The 20,029-nt window shown below is 63.4% G+C and carries 17 protein-coding genes; 6 read left to right on the forward strand and 11 right to left on the reverse strand.

The window, feature by feature from the left end:
• Window positions 1–9: 9 nt before the first annotated feature.
• The 5 genes from EJ075_RS06910 to EJ075_RS06935 form a co-directional block, all read right to left on the reverse strand.
• Entirely contained in the window at window positions 10–825 is an 816-nt protein-coding gene (locus EJ075_RS06910) for an ABC transporter permease (RefSeq protein ID WP_126103833.1), read from the reverse strand.
• Window positions 815–1,771 carry an ABC transporter permease gene (locus EJ075_RS06915; RefSeq protein WP_126103834.1) on the reverse strand — a complete coding sequence of 319 codons (957 nt, stop codon included), beginning with the start codon at window positions 1,769–1,771 and terminating at the stop codon, window positions 815–817. Before EJ075_RS06915 ends, EJ075_RS06910 begins: the two co-directional genes overlap by 11 nt.
• Window positions 1,772–2,018: 247 nt before the next feature.
• Window positions 2,019–3,017, reverse strand: a complete 999-nt coding sequence (locus EJ075_RS06925) for an ABC transporter ATP-binding protein (RefSeq protein WP_126103835.1) — start codon at window positions 3,015–3,017, stop codon at window positions 2,019–2,021.
• Between the two features lie 182 nt (window positions 3,018–3,199).
• On the reverse strand, window positions 3,200–4,354 hold the full coding sequence (locus EJ075_RS06930) for an ABC transporter substrate-binding protein (RefSeq protein WP_126103836.1): 1,155 nt from the start codon (window positions 4,352–4,354) through the stop codon (window positions 3,200–3,202).
• Window positions 4,355–4,478: 124 nt separating this feature from the next.
• The gene (locus EJ075_RS06935; protein ID WP_126103837.1) at window positions 4,479–5,405 is read right to left on the reverse strand and encodes a LysR substrate-binding domain-containing protein; all 927 of its coding nucleotides are present in this window, start codon (window positions 5,403–5,405) and stop codon (window positions 4,479–4,481) included.
• 85 nt (window positions 5,406–5,490) lie between these two features.
• Between EJ075_RS06935 and EJ075_RS06940 the strand changes: the two genes are divergently transcribed.
• Both EJ075_RS06940 and EJ075_RS06945 read left to right on the forward strand, forming a co-directional pair.
• Window positions 5,491–5,940, forward strand: a complete 450-nt coding sequence (locus tag EJ075_RS06940) for an Rrf2 family transcriptional regulator (RefSeq protein WP_126103838.1) — start codon at window positions 5,491–5,493, stop codon at window positions 5,938–5,940.
• The gene (locus EJ075_RS06945; RefSeq protein WP_126103839.1) at window positions 5,930–6,826 is read left to right on the forward strand and encodes an NAD(P)/FAD-dependent oxidoreductase; all 897 of its coding nucleotides are present in this window, start codon (window positions 5,930–5,932) and stop codon (window positions 6,824–6,826) included. Before EJ075_RS06940 ends, EJ075_RS06945 begins: the two co-directional genes overlap by 11 nt.
• Here the strand turns inward: EJ075_RS06945 and EJ075_RS06950 are convergent.
• Window positions 6,823–7,599: a DeoR/GlpR family DNA-binding transcription regulator gene (locus EJ075_RS06950; protein ID WP_126103840.1), complete on the reverse strand. Its 777-nt coding sequence runs from the start codon at window positions 7,597–7,599 to the stop codon at window positions 6,823–6,825. The two genes, EJ075_RS06945 and EJ075_RS06950, sit on opposite strands and share 4 nt — an antisense overlap.
• Before the next feature lie 436 nt (window positions 7,600–8,035).
• Between EJ075_RS06950 and EJ075_RS06955 the strand changes: the two genes are divergently transcribed.
• Together EJ075_RS06955 and EJ075_RS06960 are read left to right on the forward strand one after the other, a co-directional pair.
• On the forward strand, window positions 8,036–8,920 hold the full coding sequence (locus EJ075_RS06955; RefSeq protein WP_126103841.1) for a phosphotransferase family protein: 885 nt from the start codon (window positions 8,036–8,038) through the stop codon (window positions 8,918–8,920).
• Window positions 8,917–11,370 carry an FAD-dependent oxidoreductase gene (locus tag EJ075_RS06960; protein WP_126103842.1) on the forward strand — a complete coding sequence of 818 codons (2,454 nt, stop codon included), beginning with the start codon at window positions 8,917–8,919 and terminating at the stop codon, window positions 11,368–11,370. The genes EJ075_RS06955 and EJ075_RS06960 overlap by 4 nt, the downstream gene beginning before the upstream one ends.
• Window positions 11,371–11,474: 104 nt before the next feature.
• Here EJ075_RS06960 and EJ075_RS06965 read toward each other — a convergent pair whose 3' ends face one another.
• Entirely contained in the window at window positions 11,475–12,107 is a 633-nt protein-coding gene (locus EJ075_RS06965; RefSeq protein ID WP_126103843.1) for a class I SAM-dependent methyltransferase, read from the reverse strand.
• Between the two features lie 160 nt (window positions 12,108–12,267).
• On the opposite strand from EJ075_RS06965, the gene EJ075_RS06970 reads away from it, so the two are divergent.
• Entirely contained in the window at window positions 12,268–13,170 is a 903-nt protein-coding gene (locus EJ075_RS06970; RefSeq protein WP_126103844.1) for a phosphotransferase family protein, read from the forward strand.
• Between the two features lie 2 nt (window positions 13,171–13,172).
• Here the strand turns inward: EJ075_RS06970 and EJ075_RS06975 are convergent, their stop codons facing one another.
• The 3 genes from EJ075_RS06975 to EJ075_RS06985 all read right to left on the reverse strand — a co-directional run bounded on the left by EJ075_RS06975 (window position 13,173) and on the right by EJ075_RS06985 (window position 15,900).
• On the reverse strand, window positions 13,173–14,093 hold the full coding sequence (locus EJ075_RS06975) for a DMT family transporter (RefSeq protein ID WP_126103845.1): 921 nt from the start codon (window positions 14,091–14,093) through the stop codon (window positions 13,173–13,175).
• A 145-nt stretch (window positions 14,094–14,238) separates the two neighbouring features.
• Window positions 14,239–14,493, reverse strand: a complete 255-nt coding sequence (locus EJ075_RS06980) for a hypothetical protein (RefSeq protein ID WP_126103846.1) — start codon at window positions 14,491–14,493, stop codon at window positions 14,239–14,241.
• 120 nt (window positions 14,494–14,613) lie between these two features.
• Complete coding sequence (locus EJ075_RS06985) at window positions 14,614–15,900, reverse strand: amidohydrolase family protein (RefSeq protein ID WP_126103847.1); 1,287 nt, start codon at window positions 15,898–15,900, stop codon at window positions 14,614–14,616.
• A 317-nt stretch (window positions 15,901–16,217) separates the two neighbouring features.
• Between EJ075_RS06985 and EJ075_RS06990 the strand changes: the two genes are divergently transcribed.
• Window positions 16,218–17,981 (forward strand): ABC transporter ATP-binding protein, encoded by a 1,764-nt coding sequence (locus EJ075_RS06990; protein ID WP_126107262.1) that lies wholly within the window; start codon window positions 16,218–16,220, stop codon window positions 17,979–17,981.
• A gap of 168 nt (window positions 17,982–18,149) precedes the next feature.
• Here the strand turns inward: EJ075_RS06990 and ilvD are convergent, their stop codons facing one another.
• Window positions 18,150–19,994, reverse strand: a complete 1,845-nt coding sequence (gene ilvD, locus EJ075_RS06995) for a dihydroxy-acid dehydratase (RefSeq protein WP_126103848.1) — start codon at window positions 19,992–19,994, stop codon at window positions 18,150–18,152.
• Window positions 19,995–20,029 lie beyond the last annotated feature (35 nt).

Raw genomic sequence — 20,029 nt, forward strand, 5'->3', positions numbered from 1 at the left:
TTCTTGACGTCATTTGCCCGAACCGGCGATCTGGTCGCCGTCGCGGGTCAGGTAGTAGGCGGCGAGGATAGGCAGCAGCGTCACCAGCACGACAACCATCGCCACGACATTGGTGACCGGGCGCTGGCGCGGACGGATCAGTTCCTCCAGCATCCAGATCGGCAACGTCTGCTGCTGGCCGGCGGTGAAGGTGGTGACGATGACCTCGTCGAACGACAGCGCGAAGGCAAGCATGCCGCCGGCGAGCAGGGCGGTGGCGATGTTGGGCAGCACGACATGGCGGAAGGTCTGGAAGCCGTCGGCGCCAAGGTCCATCGACGCCTCGATCATCGAGCCGGAAGTGCGGCGGAAGCGGGCGACGGCGTTGTTGTAAACGACGACGACGCAGAAGGTGGCGTGGCCGAGCACGATCGTCCAGAACGAGAACGGGATCTCGGCCAGCGAAAAAGCCGAACGCAGCGCGATTCCGGTGATGATGCCGGGCAGCGCGATGGGCAGGATGACCAGCAGCGAAATGGTTTCGCGGCCAAAGAACCGTGTTCGCGACACGGCGGCCGCGCAGAGCGTGCCGAGGACCAGGGCGACGACGGTCGAGATGGCGGCGACCCGGACCGACAGCGACAGCGCTTCCCACACGTCCGGACGGTTCCAGGTGACGGCGAACCACTGCGTCGTCAGCCCCGGCGGCGGCCAGACGAAGCTCTTTTCCTCGGTCGTGAAGGCATAGACGAAGATCAAAAAGATCGGCAAATGCAGGAACAGCAGGCCGCAGGCGGCGGCGACCTTCAGGCCGAGAGGAGCGGGTTGTGAGCCATCAGAGCGCATCGAAAGCTCCCATGCGCTTGGCGCCCCAGAGGTAGAAGCCCATGATGACGATGGGCACCACGGTGAAGGCGGCGGCAAGCGGAATGTTGCCGGCGGTGCCCTGCTGCGAATAGACGGCCTGTCCGATGAACAGCCGCGAGGTGCCGATGATCTGCGGGATGATGTAATCGCCGAGCGTCAGCGAGAAGGTGAAAATCGAGCCGGCGACGATGCCCGGCAGCGCCAGCGGGAACAGCACGTTGCGGAAGGTCTGGCCGGGCGAGGCGCCGAGATCGGACGAGGCTTCGACCAGATTGCCCGGCACGCGCTCGAGTGCCGCCTGCACCGGCAGGATCATGAAGGGCAGCCAGACGTAAACGAAGACGATGAAGGTGCCGGTGGACGACACCGACAGAGAATTGCCGCCGACGATCGGCAGCGACAGCCAGCCATCAACAAGCCATAGAAGATGCAGCTTGGCGAGCAGCCAGGTCAGGATGCCTTCCTTGGCGAGGATGAGCTTCCAGGCATAAATCTTGACCAGATAGCTCGACCACAGCGGCAGCATGATGCCGAGATAGAACAGCGCTTTCCAGCGGCCGCGCGCATAGCGCGCTGCGTAATAAGCGATGGGGAAGGCGATGATCGCGGAGGCGAACGTTACCAGGGCCGCCATCGTCACCGTGCGCAGGATGATGTCGAGATTGGCGGCCTGCAGCAGGTCGCCATATGTCTTCAGCGTGAATTCGCGGTTGATGAGGCCGGAGAATTCGTCGATCGAGAAAAAGCTCTGCAGCAGCAGCGCGAACAGCGAGCCGATATAGACGATGCCGAGCCACAGCACCGGCGGCAGCAGCATGAGCAGGAGCAGGAGTTGCGGCCGGCGCCAGAGGAGATCGGACAGAGCGCCGCGCAAGCCGCCGGCGCGGGGAAGGACGGCTGGGGCGATCTGTGTTGCCGCAGTCATGGCACGGTCCGATCGTCGCCGAAACGGGGGAAATCGAGTTCCGTCCCACCCCCCTCTGTCCTGCCGGACATCTCCCCCGCAAGGGGGGAGATTGGCTGTTGCGAAGGCTTTCGCCTATCGCCGACATCGAAAAGTAAGCGGGACGCCGGAACTGCCGATCTCCCCCCTTGCGGGGGAGATGTCCGGCAGGACAGAGGGGGGTGCGAAGGATCGCCGACGCCCGATACGCTGGATGTCATGGTCACCATCATGCCGGCTCGTCCATCAGATGCAGGTGCTCGCGGTTGAAGGTGAGCACGACCGTCTCACCCTCCTTCGGCAATTTCGCACCGGCCGGCACGATGGCGTGCAGCCTCAGCCCGTCGGCATCGAGCGCCAATCTTGTCGTGGCGCCGAGATAGTTGGTCGAGACGAGGCGAGCGGCAACGCCGTCGCCCTTGGCGGCATGACCGACGCGAATGGATTCAGGGCGCAGGCTGCCCCATCGATGCTGGCCGGAATAACGCTGGACGAAATCAGGCGGCAGCACATTGGACGAGCCGACGAAATCGGCGACGAAGCGCGTCTTCGGGCGCTGGTAGATGTCCTCCGGCGTGCCGATCTGCATGATTTTGCCGTCGTTGAAGACGGCGACGCGGTCGGCCATCGAAAGGGCCTCGCCCTGATCGTGGGTGACGAAGACGAAGGTGATGCCGAGCGCCTTCTGCAGCGACTTTAGCTCCTCCTGCATGTTTTCGCGCAGCTTGAGGTCGAGCGCGCCAAGCGGCTCGTCGAGCAGAAGCACCTTGGGCTGGTTGACCAGGGCGCGGGCGAGCGCAACACGCTGGCGCTGGCCGCCGGAAAGCTGGCCGGGACGACGGGCGCCGTAGCCGGGAAGCCGGACCATCGACAGTGCCTCTTCCGCCGCCTTCTGCCGCTCGGGCTTGCCGACGCCCTTGACCATCAGCCCATAGGCGACGTTGTCGAGCACGTTCAGATGCGGGAACAGCGCGTAATCCTGGAACACGGTGTTGACATTGCGGCGATAGGGCGGGACGCCTTCGGCGCGTTCGCCGAAGATCGAGATCGCGCCCGATGTCGGCTGCTCGAAGCCGGCGATCAGGCGCAGGCAGGTCGTCTTGCCGGAACCTGAGGGTCCAAGCATGGCAAAGAACTCGCCCGGCACGATGTCGAGATCGACCATATCGACGGCGCGCACGCTGCCGAAATGGCGCGAGACTCTGGCGAACGAAACGGCTGATGTCATGGGCTGTCCCAGGCTGATCAAATTCAGGCGACGGCGCTGCCCCCTCATCCGCCTGCCGGCACCTTCTCCCCGTATTGTGACGGGGAGAAGGGGCTTACCTAAACGCCGGCGTCCTCCCTCTCCCGTCGGGGAGAGGGTGAGAGTGAGGGCAGTGATACGCTCTCAGAACGAGTGAGACGAACTCACCGCCCGCCGATGACGCCAATGTAATCCGACACCCAGCGATAGTAAGGCACGCACTGTTCGTTCTGGGTGGCGCATTTCGACACTGGCGTCTTCCAGAACTTGATTTTTTCGAAATTGTCGTAGCCGTTGGTCTTGCAGCCTTCTTCGCCGAGCAGTTCATTGCCCTTGCAGGCAGCCGGCACCACCGGCAGCGAGCCGAACCAGGCGGAAATGTCGCCCTGCACTTTCGGCGACAGCGAATGTTCCAGCCACATATAGGCGCAGTTCGGGTGGGCTGCGTCGGCCTCCATCATGGTGGTGTCGGCCCAGCCGGTGACGCCTTCCTGGGGAATGGTTGAAGCGACCGGCTTCTTGGCGGCAACCAGCGTGTTAACCTGGTAGGGCCATGAACCGGAGGCGACGACGCCTTCGTTCTGGAAATCGTCAACCTGGATGGCGGCATCATGCCAGTAACGTCCGACCAGCGTACGCTGGACGCGCAATAGATCGAGTGCGGCCTTGTATTGATCCTCGGTCAGCTCGTAGGGATCCTTGATGCCGAGCTCCGGCTTGTGAAACATCAGATAGTTGGCGGCATCGGCGACATGGATCGGCCCGTCATAGGCCTGGACGCGGCCCTTGTTCGACTTCCCGTCAGGCAAGGTCATCTCCTCGAAGACGACGTTCCAGCTCTTCGGCGCTTCCTTGAACGCCTCGGTGTTGTACATCAGCACATTCGGGCCCCACTGGTAGGGGACGCCGTAGTGGACGCCGCCGACCGTGAACCACGGCGCATCCTTGAGCCGGTCGTCAACCGTCTTCCAGCTCGGGACGAGATCGGTGTTGATCGGCTGGACACGCTTGCCGGCGACGAGGCGCAGCGAAGCGTCGCCCGAGGCGGTGACGAGGTCGAAGCCGCCCTCATTCATCAGCGCGACCATCTCGTCGGATGTATTGGCCGTCTTGACGTTGACCTTGCAGCCTGTGTCCTTCTCGAAGGACGTGACCCAGTCGTAGCCCTTGTCGGTTTCGCCGCGCTCGATGTAGCCCGGCCAGGCGACAATATTGACCTGGCCTTCGCCGTTGCCGAGTTCCTTGACCTGAGCGATCGCCTGGCCGGAGAAGGCCAGCGCGACCGTCAATGCAGTGCACGACTTCAGGAATGAATTCATCGTCAATCTCCCATTTGAGGGGCCGCACTGTCGCGGCGGCTTGGTCCCGATCGTGAAGGTGCTGCGAAATTTTCGGTTTCGCAAATCCATTTATCAGAAGGCCGATATCGGTTTTTCCGATAGATCAGCGGCCAATCTTCTCCGGCCGCTGACGGACCATGCGCTGCGACTGGGCAAGCCCGATGAAGTCGCGTGCGGCCTGCGGCAGGCCGGAGCCGCGCCGCCAGACCATGCCGACCTGTACCACCGGCAAGGAGCCCGAAATATCGCGCGATTCGATGCGGTCGCCTTCGAGCGACCATGGCCGGTAGACGAGGTCGGGCAACAACGCCACACCGGCGCCGGTGGCGACGAGGCTGCGCACCGCTTCGACAGAGCGGGTGCGGAACGCGACATGCGGCTTGGCGCCGATCGCCGCCAGCAGTTTTCCGGTATTCTCCTCGATCTCGTCGACGGTCAGCATGATCAGCGGCTCCGAGGCGATGTCGCCAATGCCGATGATGTCGGCGCCGGCCAGCGGGTGGCCGAGCGGCAGCCATAGCCGGTAGGCCGAGACCTCGAGAATTTCCGATTGCAGCGCGGTGCGGTCGCGCAGGTTCGAGGTGACCATGACGGCGATGTCGAGCTTGCCGCCGATCAGGAGGTGCTCAAGGTAATCGCCGTTGTCCTCGATGGCCGAGACCTCGACACCTGGGTAGGCACGTCGATAGCGAGCGAGAAGGTCGGACAGCACATAACCGGCGACCAGCGAAGTGACACCGAGCTGGAGCCGGCCGCCTGCCACCATTTGATCGCCGAAGAAAGCGCGGCGTGCGTCGGAGACGTCTGCAAGAATCTTTGTCGCGTGGCGCAGGAACTGATGGCCCTTGTGGGTGATGTTCAAGCCGCGCGGGTGACGCTCGAACAGCTCGACGCCGAGATCGTGTTCCAGTTCCTTGATCGCTTCTGTGACCGACGATTGCGAGATGGACAGGTTTTGGGCGGCGCCCGAAACCGTGCCTTGCTCGGCGACGGCGATGAAGAACTGCAATTGGCGGATGGTGAAGGCCATGGCCCGACTAAACACGGCGAAGGCGGCGCTGGGAAGTGGGCGACGGGCGCTTGACGATCGCGAGACTCGTAACTAAATAAGTTACATGAAACGAAACAGCAGACTTTCCTCGACCCTGCACATTCTCGTCCACATGGCCGAGGCGCAGGAGCACGCGCTGACCTCCGAGCAGCTCGCCACATTTATCCACACGAACCCGGTCGTCGTCCGCCGGACCATTGCCGGCTTGCGCGACGCCGGCATCGTCACCTCGTCGCGCGGACATGGCGGCGGCTGGCAGCTTGGCCGTGCACCCGAGAAGATCTCGCTGGCCGAGATCAGTGCCGCCCTAGGCGAAACGCTGCTGCCGTTCGGCACCGAGCCGGAGAGCCCCGGCTGCCTTGTCGAACAAGCGGTGATAGCGGCGCTCGATGATTTTCGCGTCGAGGCCGAGAGGCTGCTGGCAGAGAAACTCAGCCGCATCACGCTCGCCGATCTCGCCGCCGATTTCCACCGCCGTTACGAGTTGATTGGAGTGACCAGCCATGCAGTATGATCTGATTGTCGTGGGCGGCAGCTTTGCCGGCCTGTCCGCCGCCATCCAGGCGGCACGAGCCCGGCGCAATGTCCTGGTGATCGACGCAGGCCAGCCGCGCAACCGTTTTGCCGAACACTCACACGGTTTCCTGGGGCAGGACGGGCATGCGCCCGGCGCAATCCTGGACGACGCAAGACGGCAGCTGCTGGCCTATCCGACAGCCAGGGTCGTCGCCGGATTGGCGGACAAGGCCGCTGCCGTCGGTTCCGGCTTCGAGATCATGACTGATCGCGGCGAGACATTCGGTGCGGCGCGGCTGGTGCTTGCCACCGGCGTGCGCGATATCCTGCCGGATGTCCCCGGGCTTGCCGAGCATTGGGGAAAGAGCGTGCTGCATTGTCCTTATTGCCATGGTTACGAGGTGGCCGGCGGGCCGCTTGGCGTGCTGGCAACCGGCCCGATGGCTGTGCATCAGGCGCAATTGATCGCCGACTGGGGTGACGTCACGCTGTTCGCAAACGGCGTGTTCGAGCCTGACGCGGAACAGATGCTTGCGCTGGAAAGGCGAAGCGTGCGGTTCGAGCCGGCCGGGGTGGCGGAGCTGGAAAAGGATGGTTCGGGCGGGCTGATCGTCAATCTCGAAGACGGCCGCAAAGCCGGCATCAAGGCGCTGTTCACCGCACCACGCAACACCATGGCCAGCCCGCTGGCCGAACAGCTTGGCTGTACCTTCACGGAAGGCTTTCTCGGCCCGGTGATCACCGTCGACGACCGGCAGCAGACGACCGTGCCCGGCGTCTATGCCGCCGGAGACGCGGCACGATCGATGCACAACATCGCCTTCGCCGTATCAAGTGGCGCCTTCGCGGGCGTATGCGCCCACCAATCGCTGATTTTCGACTAGAACTCGGTTTCGCCGCCGGCAACACTGAGCCGCGCACCGGCCTGGGCAAGGGCGGCGGTGATGTCGCGCGGCGGCGAACGGTCGGTGGCAAGTTCGGAAAAACCCTCGAAGCCGCAGACCTGGACCAGCCCCTGGCGCCCGAACTTGGTGTGGTCGGTGATGACGAGCGAACGCTGGCCGCGCGACAGCACCATGCGGGCGATTTCCGCCTCTTCCAGATCATAGTCCATGACGCCTGTGACGGCATCGACCGCGCCGGTGGAGATCACCGCATGGTTGACGGAAAACCGGCTGACGAATTCGATGGCCGAGACGCCGAAGGCGGCGCCGGAGTCGCTGCGCAATTCGCCACCGGCCATATAGACCTTGTTGCCGTTGACGGTGGCCAGCGTGCGGGCGATGTCGGAGGAGTTGGTGACCACCGTCAGGCGCCGGTGGCCGAGCAGCTCGCGGGCGAGGAAAGAGGTGGTGGTGCCGGTGTCGAGCATGATCGATTCGCCGTCGCGAATGGTGGCGGCAACCATGCGGGCGATGGTGCGCTTGGCGTCGGCATTCTCGCGCATGCGCCGCTCGAATGGCGCCTCGCCGGCCATCGATGGCAGGCCGATGGCGCCATGCATCTTCAGGATCGAACCGTCACTGGTCAGCGGCTTGACGTCGCGGCGCACGGTCTCCAGCGAGACGCCCAGCCGGTCGGCCAGGCTGGCGATGGTGACGGTGCCCTCCTCCTGCAGGAGGCGCAGGATTTCGCTATGCCGCTTCGAATGGATCATTGGGTTTCGCCCAATCGGATTGTTGCGCTACTGACCAATTCTAAGGCAAATTCGCCACAGTATACAAGGAATCCTTGCTGTTTCGGGCAATAACACAGAAAAAGCCACAAGTTTTCGTTGACAAGCCAGCTAACATGGCGCGACACTAGCTGGTGACAGGCTCGGAGCTGCCACGGGAGAACGATGGCAGAGCCGCTTCAAAATTCGTTTGCCCGAATGTCTGGAAAATCGTCAGGCGCAAGGGAAAAGGTTTTTTTCGAATCCGCGGGGGCGGATGCCGGCGTCGAAGAACCCGGCACAGGGGCTCGTCGGTGCGGTGCGGGATACCGATCCTGGCATCCCGCACCGACGAGATCTTCGCATTGCTCCCTCCTGCCGGCCGCCATCTTTGTCTCGCCCGCGGCGTCTTGAGCCCCGCCCAACGAGGGATGAACCTGTGACCGCCGAGGACCGCATCCGCGCGCTGCCCTGCTGGACCGGCAGCATCGAGATCGCGCCGCTGCCGGGCGGGCTGAGCAACGCCAACTATCTGGTCGAGGATGCGGCCGGGCGGCATGTCGTGCGCTTCGGCCAGGACTTTCCGTTCCACCATGTCTTTCGCGAGCGTGAGGTGATGACGGCGCGTGCGGCACACGCCGCCGGCTTCGCGCCGGCGGTTCTTTATTCCGAGCCCGGCATCCTGGTGACGGAATTTCTCGGCGCGAAGACGTATGTCGCGGAAGACGTACGCGCCAATATTGGCCGCGTCGCCGCCCTGATGCGCGGCTTCCATCGGGAGATGCCCAATCATGTCTCCGGCGCCGGCTTCATGTTCTGGGTGTTCCATGTCATCCGCGACTATGCGCGCACGCTGGAGGAAGGCGGCAGCCGCATGCGAAGCGAGTTGCCGCGGCTGCTGACGCTTGCGGACGAGCTCGAACGGGCGCAGAAACTCCTGCCGATCGTCTTTGGCCATAACGATCTTTTGCCGGCCAATATTCTCGACGACGGCCACAGGCTGTGGCTGATCGACTTCGAATATGCCGGTTTCAACACGGCGATGTTCGACCTTGCCGGCGTCGCCTCGAACGCCGGCATGAGCGACGAGGAGTCCTTCGCCTTCCTAACCGCCTATTTCATGAAGGAGCCGGACGAGGCGATCCGCCGCTCGCATGCGGCCATGCAATGCGCGTCGCTGCTGCGCGAAGCGATGTGGAGTATGGTTTCCGAACTTTATCTCGACGCGCCCGGCATCGACTACGTCGCCTATACCGACGAAAACCTGACGCGGCTGGAAGCCGCGCTGGAAAACTACAGAACAAAATACGGACAAAAATCATGACATTGCCCGCCCATACCGAGATCGTCGTCATCGGCGGCGGCATTATCGGCTGTTCGACGGCCTATCATCTGGCGCGTGACCACAAGGCTGATGTCGTGCTTTTGGAGCAGGGCAGGCTGACTTCGGGCTCCACGTGGCATGCGGCGGGGCTGGTCGGACAGCTGCGGTCTTCGGCCTCGATCACCCGCGTGCTGAAATACTCGGTCGATCTCTACAAAGGGCTGGAAGCCGAAACCGGGCTGGCCACCGGCTGGAAGATGACCGGGTGCCTCAGGCTCGCCACCAATGCCGACCGCTGGATCGAGTATAAGAGGCTGGCGACGACGGCGAAAAGCTTCGGCATGGACATGCAGTTGCTGTCGCCGGCCGAGGTCAAGACAATGTGGCCGCTGCTGGAAACCGGCGATCTCGTCGGTGCCAGCTGGCTGCCGACCGACGGCCAGGCAAGCCCTTCCGACATCACGCAGTCGCTGGCCAAAGGCGCGCGCATGCATGGCGCCAGACTGTTCGAGGATGTGCGCGTCACCGGCTTCGACTCGAGGGATGGCCGCATCACCGCGGTTAAGACCAACAGGGGCGATATCGACTGCGACAAGGTGGTGAATTGTGCCGGACAATGGGCGCGGCAGGTGGGTGCGCTAGCCGGCATCAACGTGCCGCTGCAGCCGGTGAAGCACCAGTATATCATCACCGAAAAGATCGACGGGTTGGCGACCGATGCGCCGACGATCCGCGACCCCGACCGCCGCACCTATTTCAAGGAGGAGGTCGGCGGGCTGGTGATGGGTGGCTATGAGCCGAACCCGCAAGCCTGGACGACCGATCTTCCCGGCGGCGACGTCCCTGACGACTGGGAGTTCCGGCTGTTCGACGACGATTACGATCATTTCGAGCAGCATATGAACCAGGCGATCGCGCGGGTTCCGGCGCTCGAAACCGTCGGCGTCAAGCAGATGATCAACGGACCGGAGAGTTTCACGCCCGACGGCAATTTCATCCTCGGCGTGGCACCCGGATGCGCCAACATGTTCGTCGGCGCCGGCTTCAACGCCTTCGGCATCGCGGCGGGGGGCGGCGCCGGCTGGGTGCTGGCGCAATGGGTGGTCGACGGCGAGGCGCCATTCGACCTGTGGGTGGTCGATATCAGACGCTTTTCCGACCTGCACCGCGACCGGCAATGGGTCCGCGACCGCACGCTGGAAGCCTATGGCAAGCACTACACGATCGGCTTCCCGCATGAGGAGTATGTCACGGGCCGGCCGCGGATCGTGTCGCCGCTCTATGAACGGCTGCAAAAGCACCGCGCTGTGTTCGGCTCGAAGCTCGGCTGGGAGCGGCCGAACTGGTTTGCGCCCGAAGGTGTCGAGCCGAAGGACGTCTATTCGATGGGCCGGCAGAATTGGTTTTCGCCGGTCGGCGACGAACACCGGCACGTGCGCGAGAACGTCGGCATCTTCGACCAGTCGTCCTTCGCCAAATACGAGATGACCGGCGCGGACGCGCTGAAGGCGCTCGACTGGATCTGCGCCAACGACACCAACAAGCCGGTAGGTCGGTTGACCTACACGCAGCTTCTCAACACGCGCGGCGGCATCGAGGCCGACCTGACCGTGGCGCGGCTCGGCGAAGAACGATTCTACGTCGTCACCGGCACCGGTTTCAGGACACATGATTTCTCGTGGATGGGCGACCATGTCGGCAAGGAGCTCGACGTGACGCTCACCGATGTCACCGAGCATTTCGGCACGCTGTCGCTGATGGGGCCGCTTGCCCGCGAAGTGCTGGCTGCGGTGACCGATGCGGATGTGTCGAACACCGCTTTCCCGTTCGGCCATGTGCGGGAAATCTCCATTGCCGGCCACACCATCCGGGCGCTGCGCATCACCTATGTCGGCGAGCTTGGCTGGGAACTGCATGTGCCGATCGCGGCGGCAGGCGATATCTTCGACACGCTGATGGCGGCAGGCAGGGAATACGACATCCGCCCGGTCGGCTACCGGGCGCTGGAATCGCTGCGGCTGGAAAAAGGCTACCGCGCCTGGGGCTCCGACATCACGCCCAACGACACGCCGCAGGAGGCCGGCCTCGGCTGGGCGGTGAAACTCAGAAAGAACACGGATTTCCTCGGCAGGCGGGCGCTGGAAAGCATCAGCGGCGCCGCACCGAAAAAACGCTTTGCCGGCTTTACGGTCGACGATTGCGAGATCGTGCTGCTCGGGCGCGAGACGATCTTGCGCAACAACGAGCCGGTCGGCTACCTGACCAGCGGCGGCTATGGCTACACCGTCGGCAAGAACATCGGCTATGGCTACGTGCGCAACGCCGATGGCGTCAGCGACGATTTCCTCGTGTCCGGCGACTACGAGCTGGTGGTCGCGATGGAGCGGACACCGGCAAAGATCCATCTTGAGCCGCTTTACGATCCGGCGGGAGAAAAGATCAGAGCCTAAAGCGCGTCGCGTCTGAAAGGATTCATGCGACGCGCTTTAAGTTCTTGTTTTATGCATGTCGTTATCCCAAAACCGCTGCGCACTTTTGGGCGACATGCATTAGATCAGCTCACGCGCAGAACGAGGCCGCGGCTGGGCACGGTGTCCGCCTCGCCCGGCATAGACACATAGGGCGACGTCTCCTCGGCGCGCGTGACGATGCCCTTCGCCTCGAGGTCGGCAATCCGAGCGGAAAAGCCGGCGTCCCACAGCGTGTTCTTGACCGTCAGCACGATCACCCCGCCCGGCCGGCAGATGCGGATCAGTTCGTCCAGCCCCTCTGCGCCGACATGGCCCGAGGTGAAGACGCCGGCCGATATGATCCCGGCATAGGCATTATCCGCGAAAGGCAGCGGCCCGCCGAGCGCCAGGCAGTGAAGCGCCGAATAGACGCCCTTGCGCTCGGCCTTGGCCAGCATGCCCGCCGATATGTCGAGCGCCTCGACGTGCGAATAGCCTGTGATGGCAAGCCATTCGCCAATCAGCCCGGTGCCGGCCCCAGCATCGAGGAGCGGTGCCGCGCCGCGCGGCAAATGGCGGGCAAGCAAGGCAAGGCAGATGGTTGGATGGCGGTAACCGGCCGCCAACATGTCGGCGTCGTAGGTGTCGGACCAGCGGTCGTAGAGCGCCGCCACCTCCTCTGGCCGCTGCGCTGCATAGGCTGCGGCGAGCGCACCCTCATTTTTCCTGTCCGCCATCGCAGTCCTATCCGCAAAATCAAGTGCTGCAGCGACCTTTGCGCGTCCAACAGGGACGCACGGCGCTGGAGTGAATCGCATGCCGGCGATGATAGCCAAACGGTGAAATTTGTGGAACCGTCGTCGCCACAAATAAAGACGCGAAAGGGGGCGGAAAGCGATGGTGGACGAGGAAGCACGCGCGGCGCTTGCAGCCATTCCAATGCTGGCCGCCTACGAGGGACCGCTGGAGCGGCTTGGCGGCCTCACCAACCTCGTCTTCAGGGCTGGAGAAGTCTGCCTCCGGATTCCCGGCAAGGGCACAGAGGAGTATATCAACCGCGCCAACGAGGCGGTGACGGCACGGGAAGCCGCCAAGGCCGGCGTCAGCCCCGAGGTGCTGCATGTCGACGGCGAGACAGGCGTGATGATGACGCGTTTCGTCGTCGGAGCCGAGACGATGTCGCCGGAAAAATTCAGGACCCGGCCGGGCAGTCCGGCGCGTGCCGGCGAAGCTTTCCGCAGATTGCATACATCCGGCGCCGTGTTTCCCTTCCGCTTCGAGCTTTTTGCGATGATCGACGACTATCTGAAGGTGTTGTCGACCAAGGACGTCGCCCTGCCCACCGGCTATCACGACGTGGTACGTGAGGCGGAAAACGTGCGCTCGGCCCTTGCCGCGCATCCCCTGCCCCTCGCCGCCTGCCACTGCGATCCGCTGTGCGAAAACTTCCTCGATACGGGCGACAGGATGTGGATCGTCGACTGGGAATATTCCGGCATGAACGATCCGCTCTGGGATCTCGGCGACCTCAGCGTCGAAGGACAATTTGATACGGCGCAGGAGGAAGAGATGATGCTCGCCTATTTCGGCGGCGAGCCAACGCCGGCGGAGCGCGGCCGCGTTATCATCTACAAGGCGATGTGCGACCTGCTGTGGACGCTGTGGGGACTGATCCAGCTTGCCAATAGCAATCCGGTCGACGATTTCCGCGCCTATGCCGACGGGCGTTTTTCGCGCTGCAAGGCGCTGATGGAGACGCCGGAGTTTTCAAGGCATCTGGCGGCGGTGCATGCGGGTTAGACCTAATTTACGCCTTTCGGCACGTTTTCGGGCGGCACGGTGTCGACCACCTTCTGGCGATGGAAGATGAACAGGCCGGCCAGCACGATGATCCCAGAGCCGATCAGGATGCGCGGGCCGGGCATGTCGCCGAAGAAGGCCAGCCCGAAGATGACGGCCCACAGCAGCAGGCTGTAATGCAGCGGCGCCAGCGTCGAAGCGGGCGCCAGCTTCAGCGCCCTGGTGATCATCAGATGCGCGCCGCAGGAGACGATGCCGAGAAGCAGCATGGCGCCGAAATCGAGCGAGGACGGCGTCTGCCAGTTGCCGATGGTCAGCACCGCGCCGACCAGCAATGTGCCGATGGTCTGCCAGGTAACGAGCGAGGTGTCGCTGGTGCCGCGCAGCCGCCGGTTGAGGATGATGGCGAAGGCAAAACAGATGCTCCCGACCAGCGCGAAGGTCGATGACAGCGAAAACGCGGCCGAGGATGGTTTGAGCATGATCAGCACGCCGCAGAAGCCGACCAGGATCGCCATCCAGCGGCGCCAGCCGACCTTTTCACCGAGCAGCAGGTGGGACAATGCCGCAACGTAGATCGGCCCCGCCATATAGAAGCTCATAACGTCAGCGAGCGGCAGATAGACGACGGCGGCGTAAAACAGCGCTGTGTCGAGCGTCGTCATGACGACGCGCAAGACCTGCAGCTCAGGTCGTTCCATGCGGAACAGCTTGGCCGTACCTTGACGCGCGATCATCGGGCCGAGCACGAAAAAGGCGCCGATCGAGCGGATCAGCACGACTTGGCCGACGGAAAAGCTGGCGACCAGCCATTTGCCCATCGCATCGTTCAACGCAAACAGGAAATCGCCGGCCAGCATCAGCAGAATGCCAGCCAAAAGCACGTTCCTGATCGTCGAATTCTGGGCTGTTGGCTGCGCCATGCCGATGTCGCTTCCTCCCGCATGAAAGCTCGGTGAGCAGCGTCGTAGACGCAAGCAGCCGCTTTGACGAGCGGAAATCGGGAACCCCGCCAGACCAGAGCCGGAAATCGGCTGGGCCTATACTGAAAGTCGCCGCTTGAACGGCCTACTTTGGCCGTGGCCTAATGATGACCGGACGATAGATCACCGGCCGGTCCCAAGGATCGAAAGCCGACGCGCTTCTCAGTTCCGCGCGCCGCGCGAGATCGATGCGCTGCAGGCATTCCGCGAAGGCATCATTCTTTCTGGCGAAGCCGTAGGACCGGCATTTCGCCTCGTCCGTGGCACGACGGTCTTCTGCCGTCATGCAGCCTGCACAGATCGCCGCCAACGCGACCACCGTCGCCGTCTTGCGCCACATGGTGTCCTCCTCGACACAAAACTGGAGTCCGATTGTATACTTAAGGTCGGGACCTATCAATCCGATCGAAGCGTGCGGCTTGATGCAGGTCCAACGTCCTATTGGGCCTGCCATTATTGGTCATGAAATGGGCGGGCGATGCCTGCGGCTCACCGTTCCCGGCCGTCCCGAGATCGAAAGCCGCGTTTCCTGCCTTGCCCGCTCGGCCACCACCTTGCCCCTGGCGATGACGCAGAGGCGCTCGGGACGCAGACGCAAGGCCTCGACCGGATGGCCGGCATCGAGGACGACGAGGCTGGCGCGCTTACCGACCGCCAGGCCGAGATGGTCGAGGCCCATGATGGCGGCGTTGACATTGGTGACCATGTCGAAGCAGCGCGCCATGTCGGCCGGGCTGGACATCTGGGCGACGTGCAGACCCATGAAGGCGACGTCGAGCATGTCGGCGGTGCCCAGCGAATACCAGGGGTCGAGCACGCAATCCTGGCCCCAGCCGACGCGGATGCCGAGGGCAAGCATTTCCTTGACCCGCGTCAGGCCGCGGCGCTTGGGAAATGTGTCGTGGCGGCCCTGCAGCATGATGTTGATCAGCGGATTGGGGATCGCCGAGACGCCGGCCTCGGCGATCAGCGGCAACAGCTTCGAGACGTAGTAATTGTCCATCGAGTGCATCGAAGTTAGATGCGAGCCGGCTACCCTGCCCTGCAGGCCGAGGCGTTGCGTCTCATAGGCTAGCTGCTCGATATGGCGCGACAATGGATCATCGGTCTCGTCGCAATGCAGGTCGACCATCAGCCCGCGCTTTGCCGCGATTTCGCACAGTTCCGTCACCGACCGCGTGCCGTCGGCCATGGTGCGCTCGAAGTGCGGAATGCCGCCGACGATGTCGACACCCATGTCGAGCGCCCTGATGGTGTTGTCGCGCGCCGTCGGCGAGCGGTAAAACCCGTCCTGCGGGAAGGCGACCAGTTGCAGGTCGATATAGGGCGCGACCGTCTTCTTCACGTCGAGCAGAGCTTCGACCGCCAGCAAGCGGTCGTCGCAGACATCGACATGGGTGCGGATGGCGAGCAGACCCATCGACACCGCCCAGTCGCAATAGGCGAGGGCGCGGTCGCGCACCGCCTCATGCGTCAGCAGCGGCTTCAATTCGCCCCAAAGCGAAATGCCTTCCAGCAACGTGCCAGACGCGTTGATGCGCGGGATTCCCAGGGAGAGCGTGGCGTCCATGTGGAAATGTGGATCAACGAAGGGCGGCGAGACCAGATTGCCATGGGCGTCGATCGCCGTGCCCGCGGTGACGTTCAACTCTGGCTCGATGGCCGCGATCGTCTCGCCGATGATGCCGATGTCGGCGATTGTGCCGTCGGGCAGCATGCCGCCGCGGACGATAAGGTCGAAATTCATCTGTCGTCGTCCTCTTTCAGAATCACGTTACAGCGCCGCGCGTCCTCTTGGACGCGCAAAGGACGCTGCAGCACTTTGATTTTGCGCATGATCCCCAGCGAAAATCGAATCCGATTTCCGGGGCCGTGTGCATCGTGGAGCAAAAGACAGGTTGCCGCAGCCGTTTCTTTCCGCGGCAGCGAACAGTTCCATCCGACCACAACTCGCTCTATAAGCCGCCTTTCGTCCATTGAGGCGAATCCGCATCGTGTGTCGCGGCGCAGCGATCGGCTTCGGGCTCAACGCCACATTCGCAACCACGGAAATCCAGTGTGAACTTGAAGTTCCTCAAAGGTGACGAACGCTCGGAAGAGAACCGGCGCCTTATCGTAAGGCTGATCAGGGAATCCTTTCACCAGCACAAGTTTGGATACGGCGCCGCCATACTGTCGATGCTGGTGGTGGCCGCCATGACGGGCGCCAGCGCCTGGATTCTGCGCGAAATCACCAATGAGTTCGTGATCTACAAAAGAGTCGAGCGCATCAACTGGATTGCCGCGGCGGTCGCCGCGATCTTCATCGCCAAGGGCATCGCCAATTTCGTCCAAGCCTATTTCATGAGCCGCGTCGGCAACAGCATCATCGCCGAACGGCAGCGCAAGATCTACGACCGCATCCTGGCGCAAGGCATCGAGTTCTACCATTCGACCTCGTCATCCGACCTGATCACCCGCATGACCAACAATGCACAGGCCGCTCGCAGCGTGCTCGACCTCGTCGTCACGTCCTATGTGCGCGACCTGGTGACGTTGGTTGTCCTGGTGGCGGTCATGGTCTGGCAGCAGCCTGCGCTGTCCCTGATCTGCTTCGTCATCGGGCCCATAGCCATCTACGGCGTCAACCGCATCCTGAAGCGCGTCCGCAAGATCGCCGCGCAGGAATTCCGCTCGCTAGGCCAGATCGTGCAGGTGATGCAGGAAACGGCAATCGGCGTGCGTGTCGTCAAATCGTTCGGTCTCGAAGGCGCGATGCGCAAGCGCATGCACAAGGCGGTGTCGGATGTCGAGAACCGCGCCAACAACATTGCTACACTGGAGGCTGCCACCAGCCCGGTGATGGAAACGCTTGCCGGACTGGCGATCTCCGGCGCCATCCTGGTCAGCGGCCTTCTGGTCCTGCAGGGGGGCCAGATGCCAGGCAACATCATGGCCTTCATCGCGGCGCTGCTGCTTGCCTATGAACCGGCAAAGCGCCTCGCCCGCGTGCGTATATCGCTGGAAACCGGCATCGTCGGCGTGCGCATGATGTTCCAGCTCGCCGACCGGCCGCTGACGCTGGCCGAAAAGCCGGACGCCAAGCCGCTGCGGCCGGGGCCGGGCGAAATCCGTTTCGACAATGTTAGCTTTGCCTATCCGGAAAGCCCGCCGGTGTTCGAAGGGTTCGACCTGACCCTGGCGGCAGGCAAGATGACGGCGCTGGTCGGGCCATCGGGCGGCGGCAAGTCGACCATCCTCAACCTGATCATGCGTATGTACGACCCGCAGAGCGGCAAGGTGCTGTTCGATGGCCAGGACATTGCGCACGCCACACTCGCCTCACTGCGGCAGAAGATCGCCTATGTGAGCCAGGACACGTTCCTGTTTGCCGGCACGGTGATGCACAACATCCGTCTCGGGCGGCAGGACGCGCCCGACGAGGACGTGATCGCCGCCGCCAAGGCAGCCAACGCCCACAATTTCATCACCGCCATGGCGAAAGGCTACGACACGGAGGTCGGCGAGAACGGCGCGCTGCTTTCCGGCGGCCAGCGCCAGCGTATCTCAATCGCGCGCGCCATGCTGCGCAACGCGGAGATCCTGCTTCTCGATGAAGCGACCAGCGCACTCGATGCCGAATCCGAGGCGCTGTTTCGCGATGCGCTACAGCAGCTGACGGTCGGGCGCACGACCATCGTCATCGCCCACCGGCTGTCGACCGTGCACCAGGCCGACACGATCGTGGTTCTGGAAGCCGGCAAGGTGGTGGAAAGCGGCCCGCACCGGACGCTGCTTAGGCAAGGCGGGCTCTACCAGAAGCTTTATGAATACCAGTTGATGCCGTAGCGCTCTGTTCCCTTCTCCCCTTGTGGGAGAAGGTGGATCGGCGCGCAGCGCCGAGACGGTTGAGGGGTGCTGGACGGAATGAGGCGCTGGCGTTCCCTGGAACACCCCTCATCCGACCTCGCTTCGCAAGGCCACCTTCTCCCACAAGGGGAGAAGGGAAGAACCGCGCTACTCCGGCACGTACCTTACCGCACCCTTTGCAGCACTGGTTGCCATCGCGGCATAGGCGCGCAAGGCCATCGTCACCTTGCGCTTGCGCTGTTCCACGGGCTTCCAGGCGGCAGCTCCCTTTGACTCCATCGCCGCGCGGCGGGCGACCAGTTCCGCGTCGTCGACAGCAAGCCGGATGGTACGGTTCGGGATATCGATCTCGATCGTATCGCCCTCCTGCACCAGCCCGATCAGCCCGCCTTCCGCCGCCTCCGGGGACGCATGGCCGATCGACAGGCCGGAGGTGCCGCCGGAGAAGCGGCCATCGGTGACCAGCGCGCAGGCTTTGCCGAGGCCCTTCGACTTGAGATAGCTGGTCGGGTAGAGCATTTCCTGCATGCCAGGGCCGCCACGCGGCCCCTCGTAGCGGATGACGACGACATCGCCGGCCTTGATCTCGTTGGACAGGATCGCTTTGACGCTGGCGTCCTGGCTTTCGAACACTCTGGCCGGGCCGGTGAATTTCAGGATCGATTCATCGACGCCGGCGGTCTTCACGATGCAGCCGTCCAGCGCAAGGTTGCCCTTGAGCACGGCAAGGCCACCGTCCTTGGAAAACGGGTGCTCGGCCGAGCGGATGACACCCTTCTCCCGGTCGAGATCGAGCTCGTCCCAGCGGCGGTCCTGACTGAAGGCGACTTGCGTCGGCACGCCGCCCGGAGCCGCCAGAAAGAAGTCGCGGACGCTTTGACTGGTGGTGCGGGAGATGTCCCAATGGTCGAGCGCTTCACCCAGCGTTCGCGTATGTACAGTCGGCAGGTCGCGATTGATCAGCCCGGCGTTGTCGAGCTGGCCGAGGATCGCCATGATGCCGCCGGCGCGGTGGACGTCTTCCATGTGCACATCGGCCTTGGCGGGGGCAACCTTGCACAGCACCGGCACCTTGCGCGACAGCGCGTCGATGTCGTCCTGGTCGAAGTTGATCTCGCCCTCATGCGCTGCAGCGAGAATGTGCAGCACGGTGTTGGTCGAGCCGCCCATAGCGATGTCGAGCGTCATCGCGTTCTCGAAGGCGCCCTTCGAGGCGATGTTGCGCGGCAGCGCGGTGTCGTCGTCCTGCTCGTAATAGCGCTGGGCGAGATCGACGATCAGATGGCCGGCCTCGACGAACAGGCGCTTGCGGTCGGCATGGGTCGCCAGCGTCGAGCCGTTGCCTGGCAGGGAAAGACCCAGCGCCTCAGTCAGGCAATTCATCGAATTGGCGGTGAACATGCCCGAGCAGGAGCCGCAGGTCGGGCAGGCCGAGCGCTCGATGGTCTTGACGTCCTCGTCGGAGATCTTGTCGTCGGCGGCCGCGACCATGGCATCGACCAGATCCAGCGCCTGCGTCTTGCCGGCAAGCACCACCTTGCCGGCCTCCATCGGCCCGCCGGAGACAAAGACCGTCGGGATGTTGAGACGCAGCGACGCCATCAGCATGCCGGGGGTGATCTTGTCGCAATTGGAGATGCAGACCATGGCGTCGGCGCAGTGTGCGTTGACCATGTACTCGACCGAGTCGGCGATCAGCTCGCGTGACGGCAGCGAATAGAGCATGCCGTCGTGACCCATGGCGATGCCGTCGTCGACGGCGATGGTGTTGAACTCTTTCGCAACGCCGCCAGCCTTCTCGATCTCGCGCGCGACCAGCTGGCCAAGATCCTTGAGGTGGACATGGCCGGGCACGAACTGGGTGAAAGAATTGACCACGGCGATGATCGGCTTGCCGAAATCGGAATCCTTCATGCCGGTGGCGCGCCAAAGGCCACGGGCGCCGGCCATGTTGCGGCCATGGGTTGTGGTGCGGGAGCGATAGGCAGGCATGAATTTTCCTTGGCTGGCTGGCTGCGCTCGATGGG

Source organism: Mesorhizobium sp. M6A.T.Cr.TU.016.01.1.1, assembly GCF_003952585.1.
Taxonomy (GTDB): Bacteria; Pseudomonadota; Alphaproteobacteria; order Rhizobiales; family Rhizobiaceae; genus Mesorhizobium; species Mesorhizobium mediterraneum.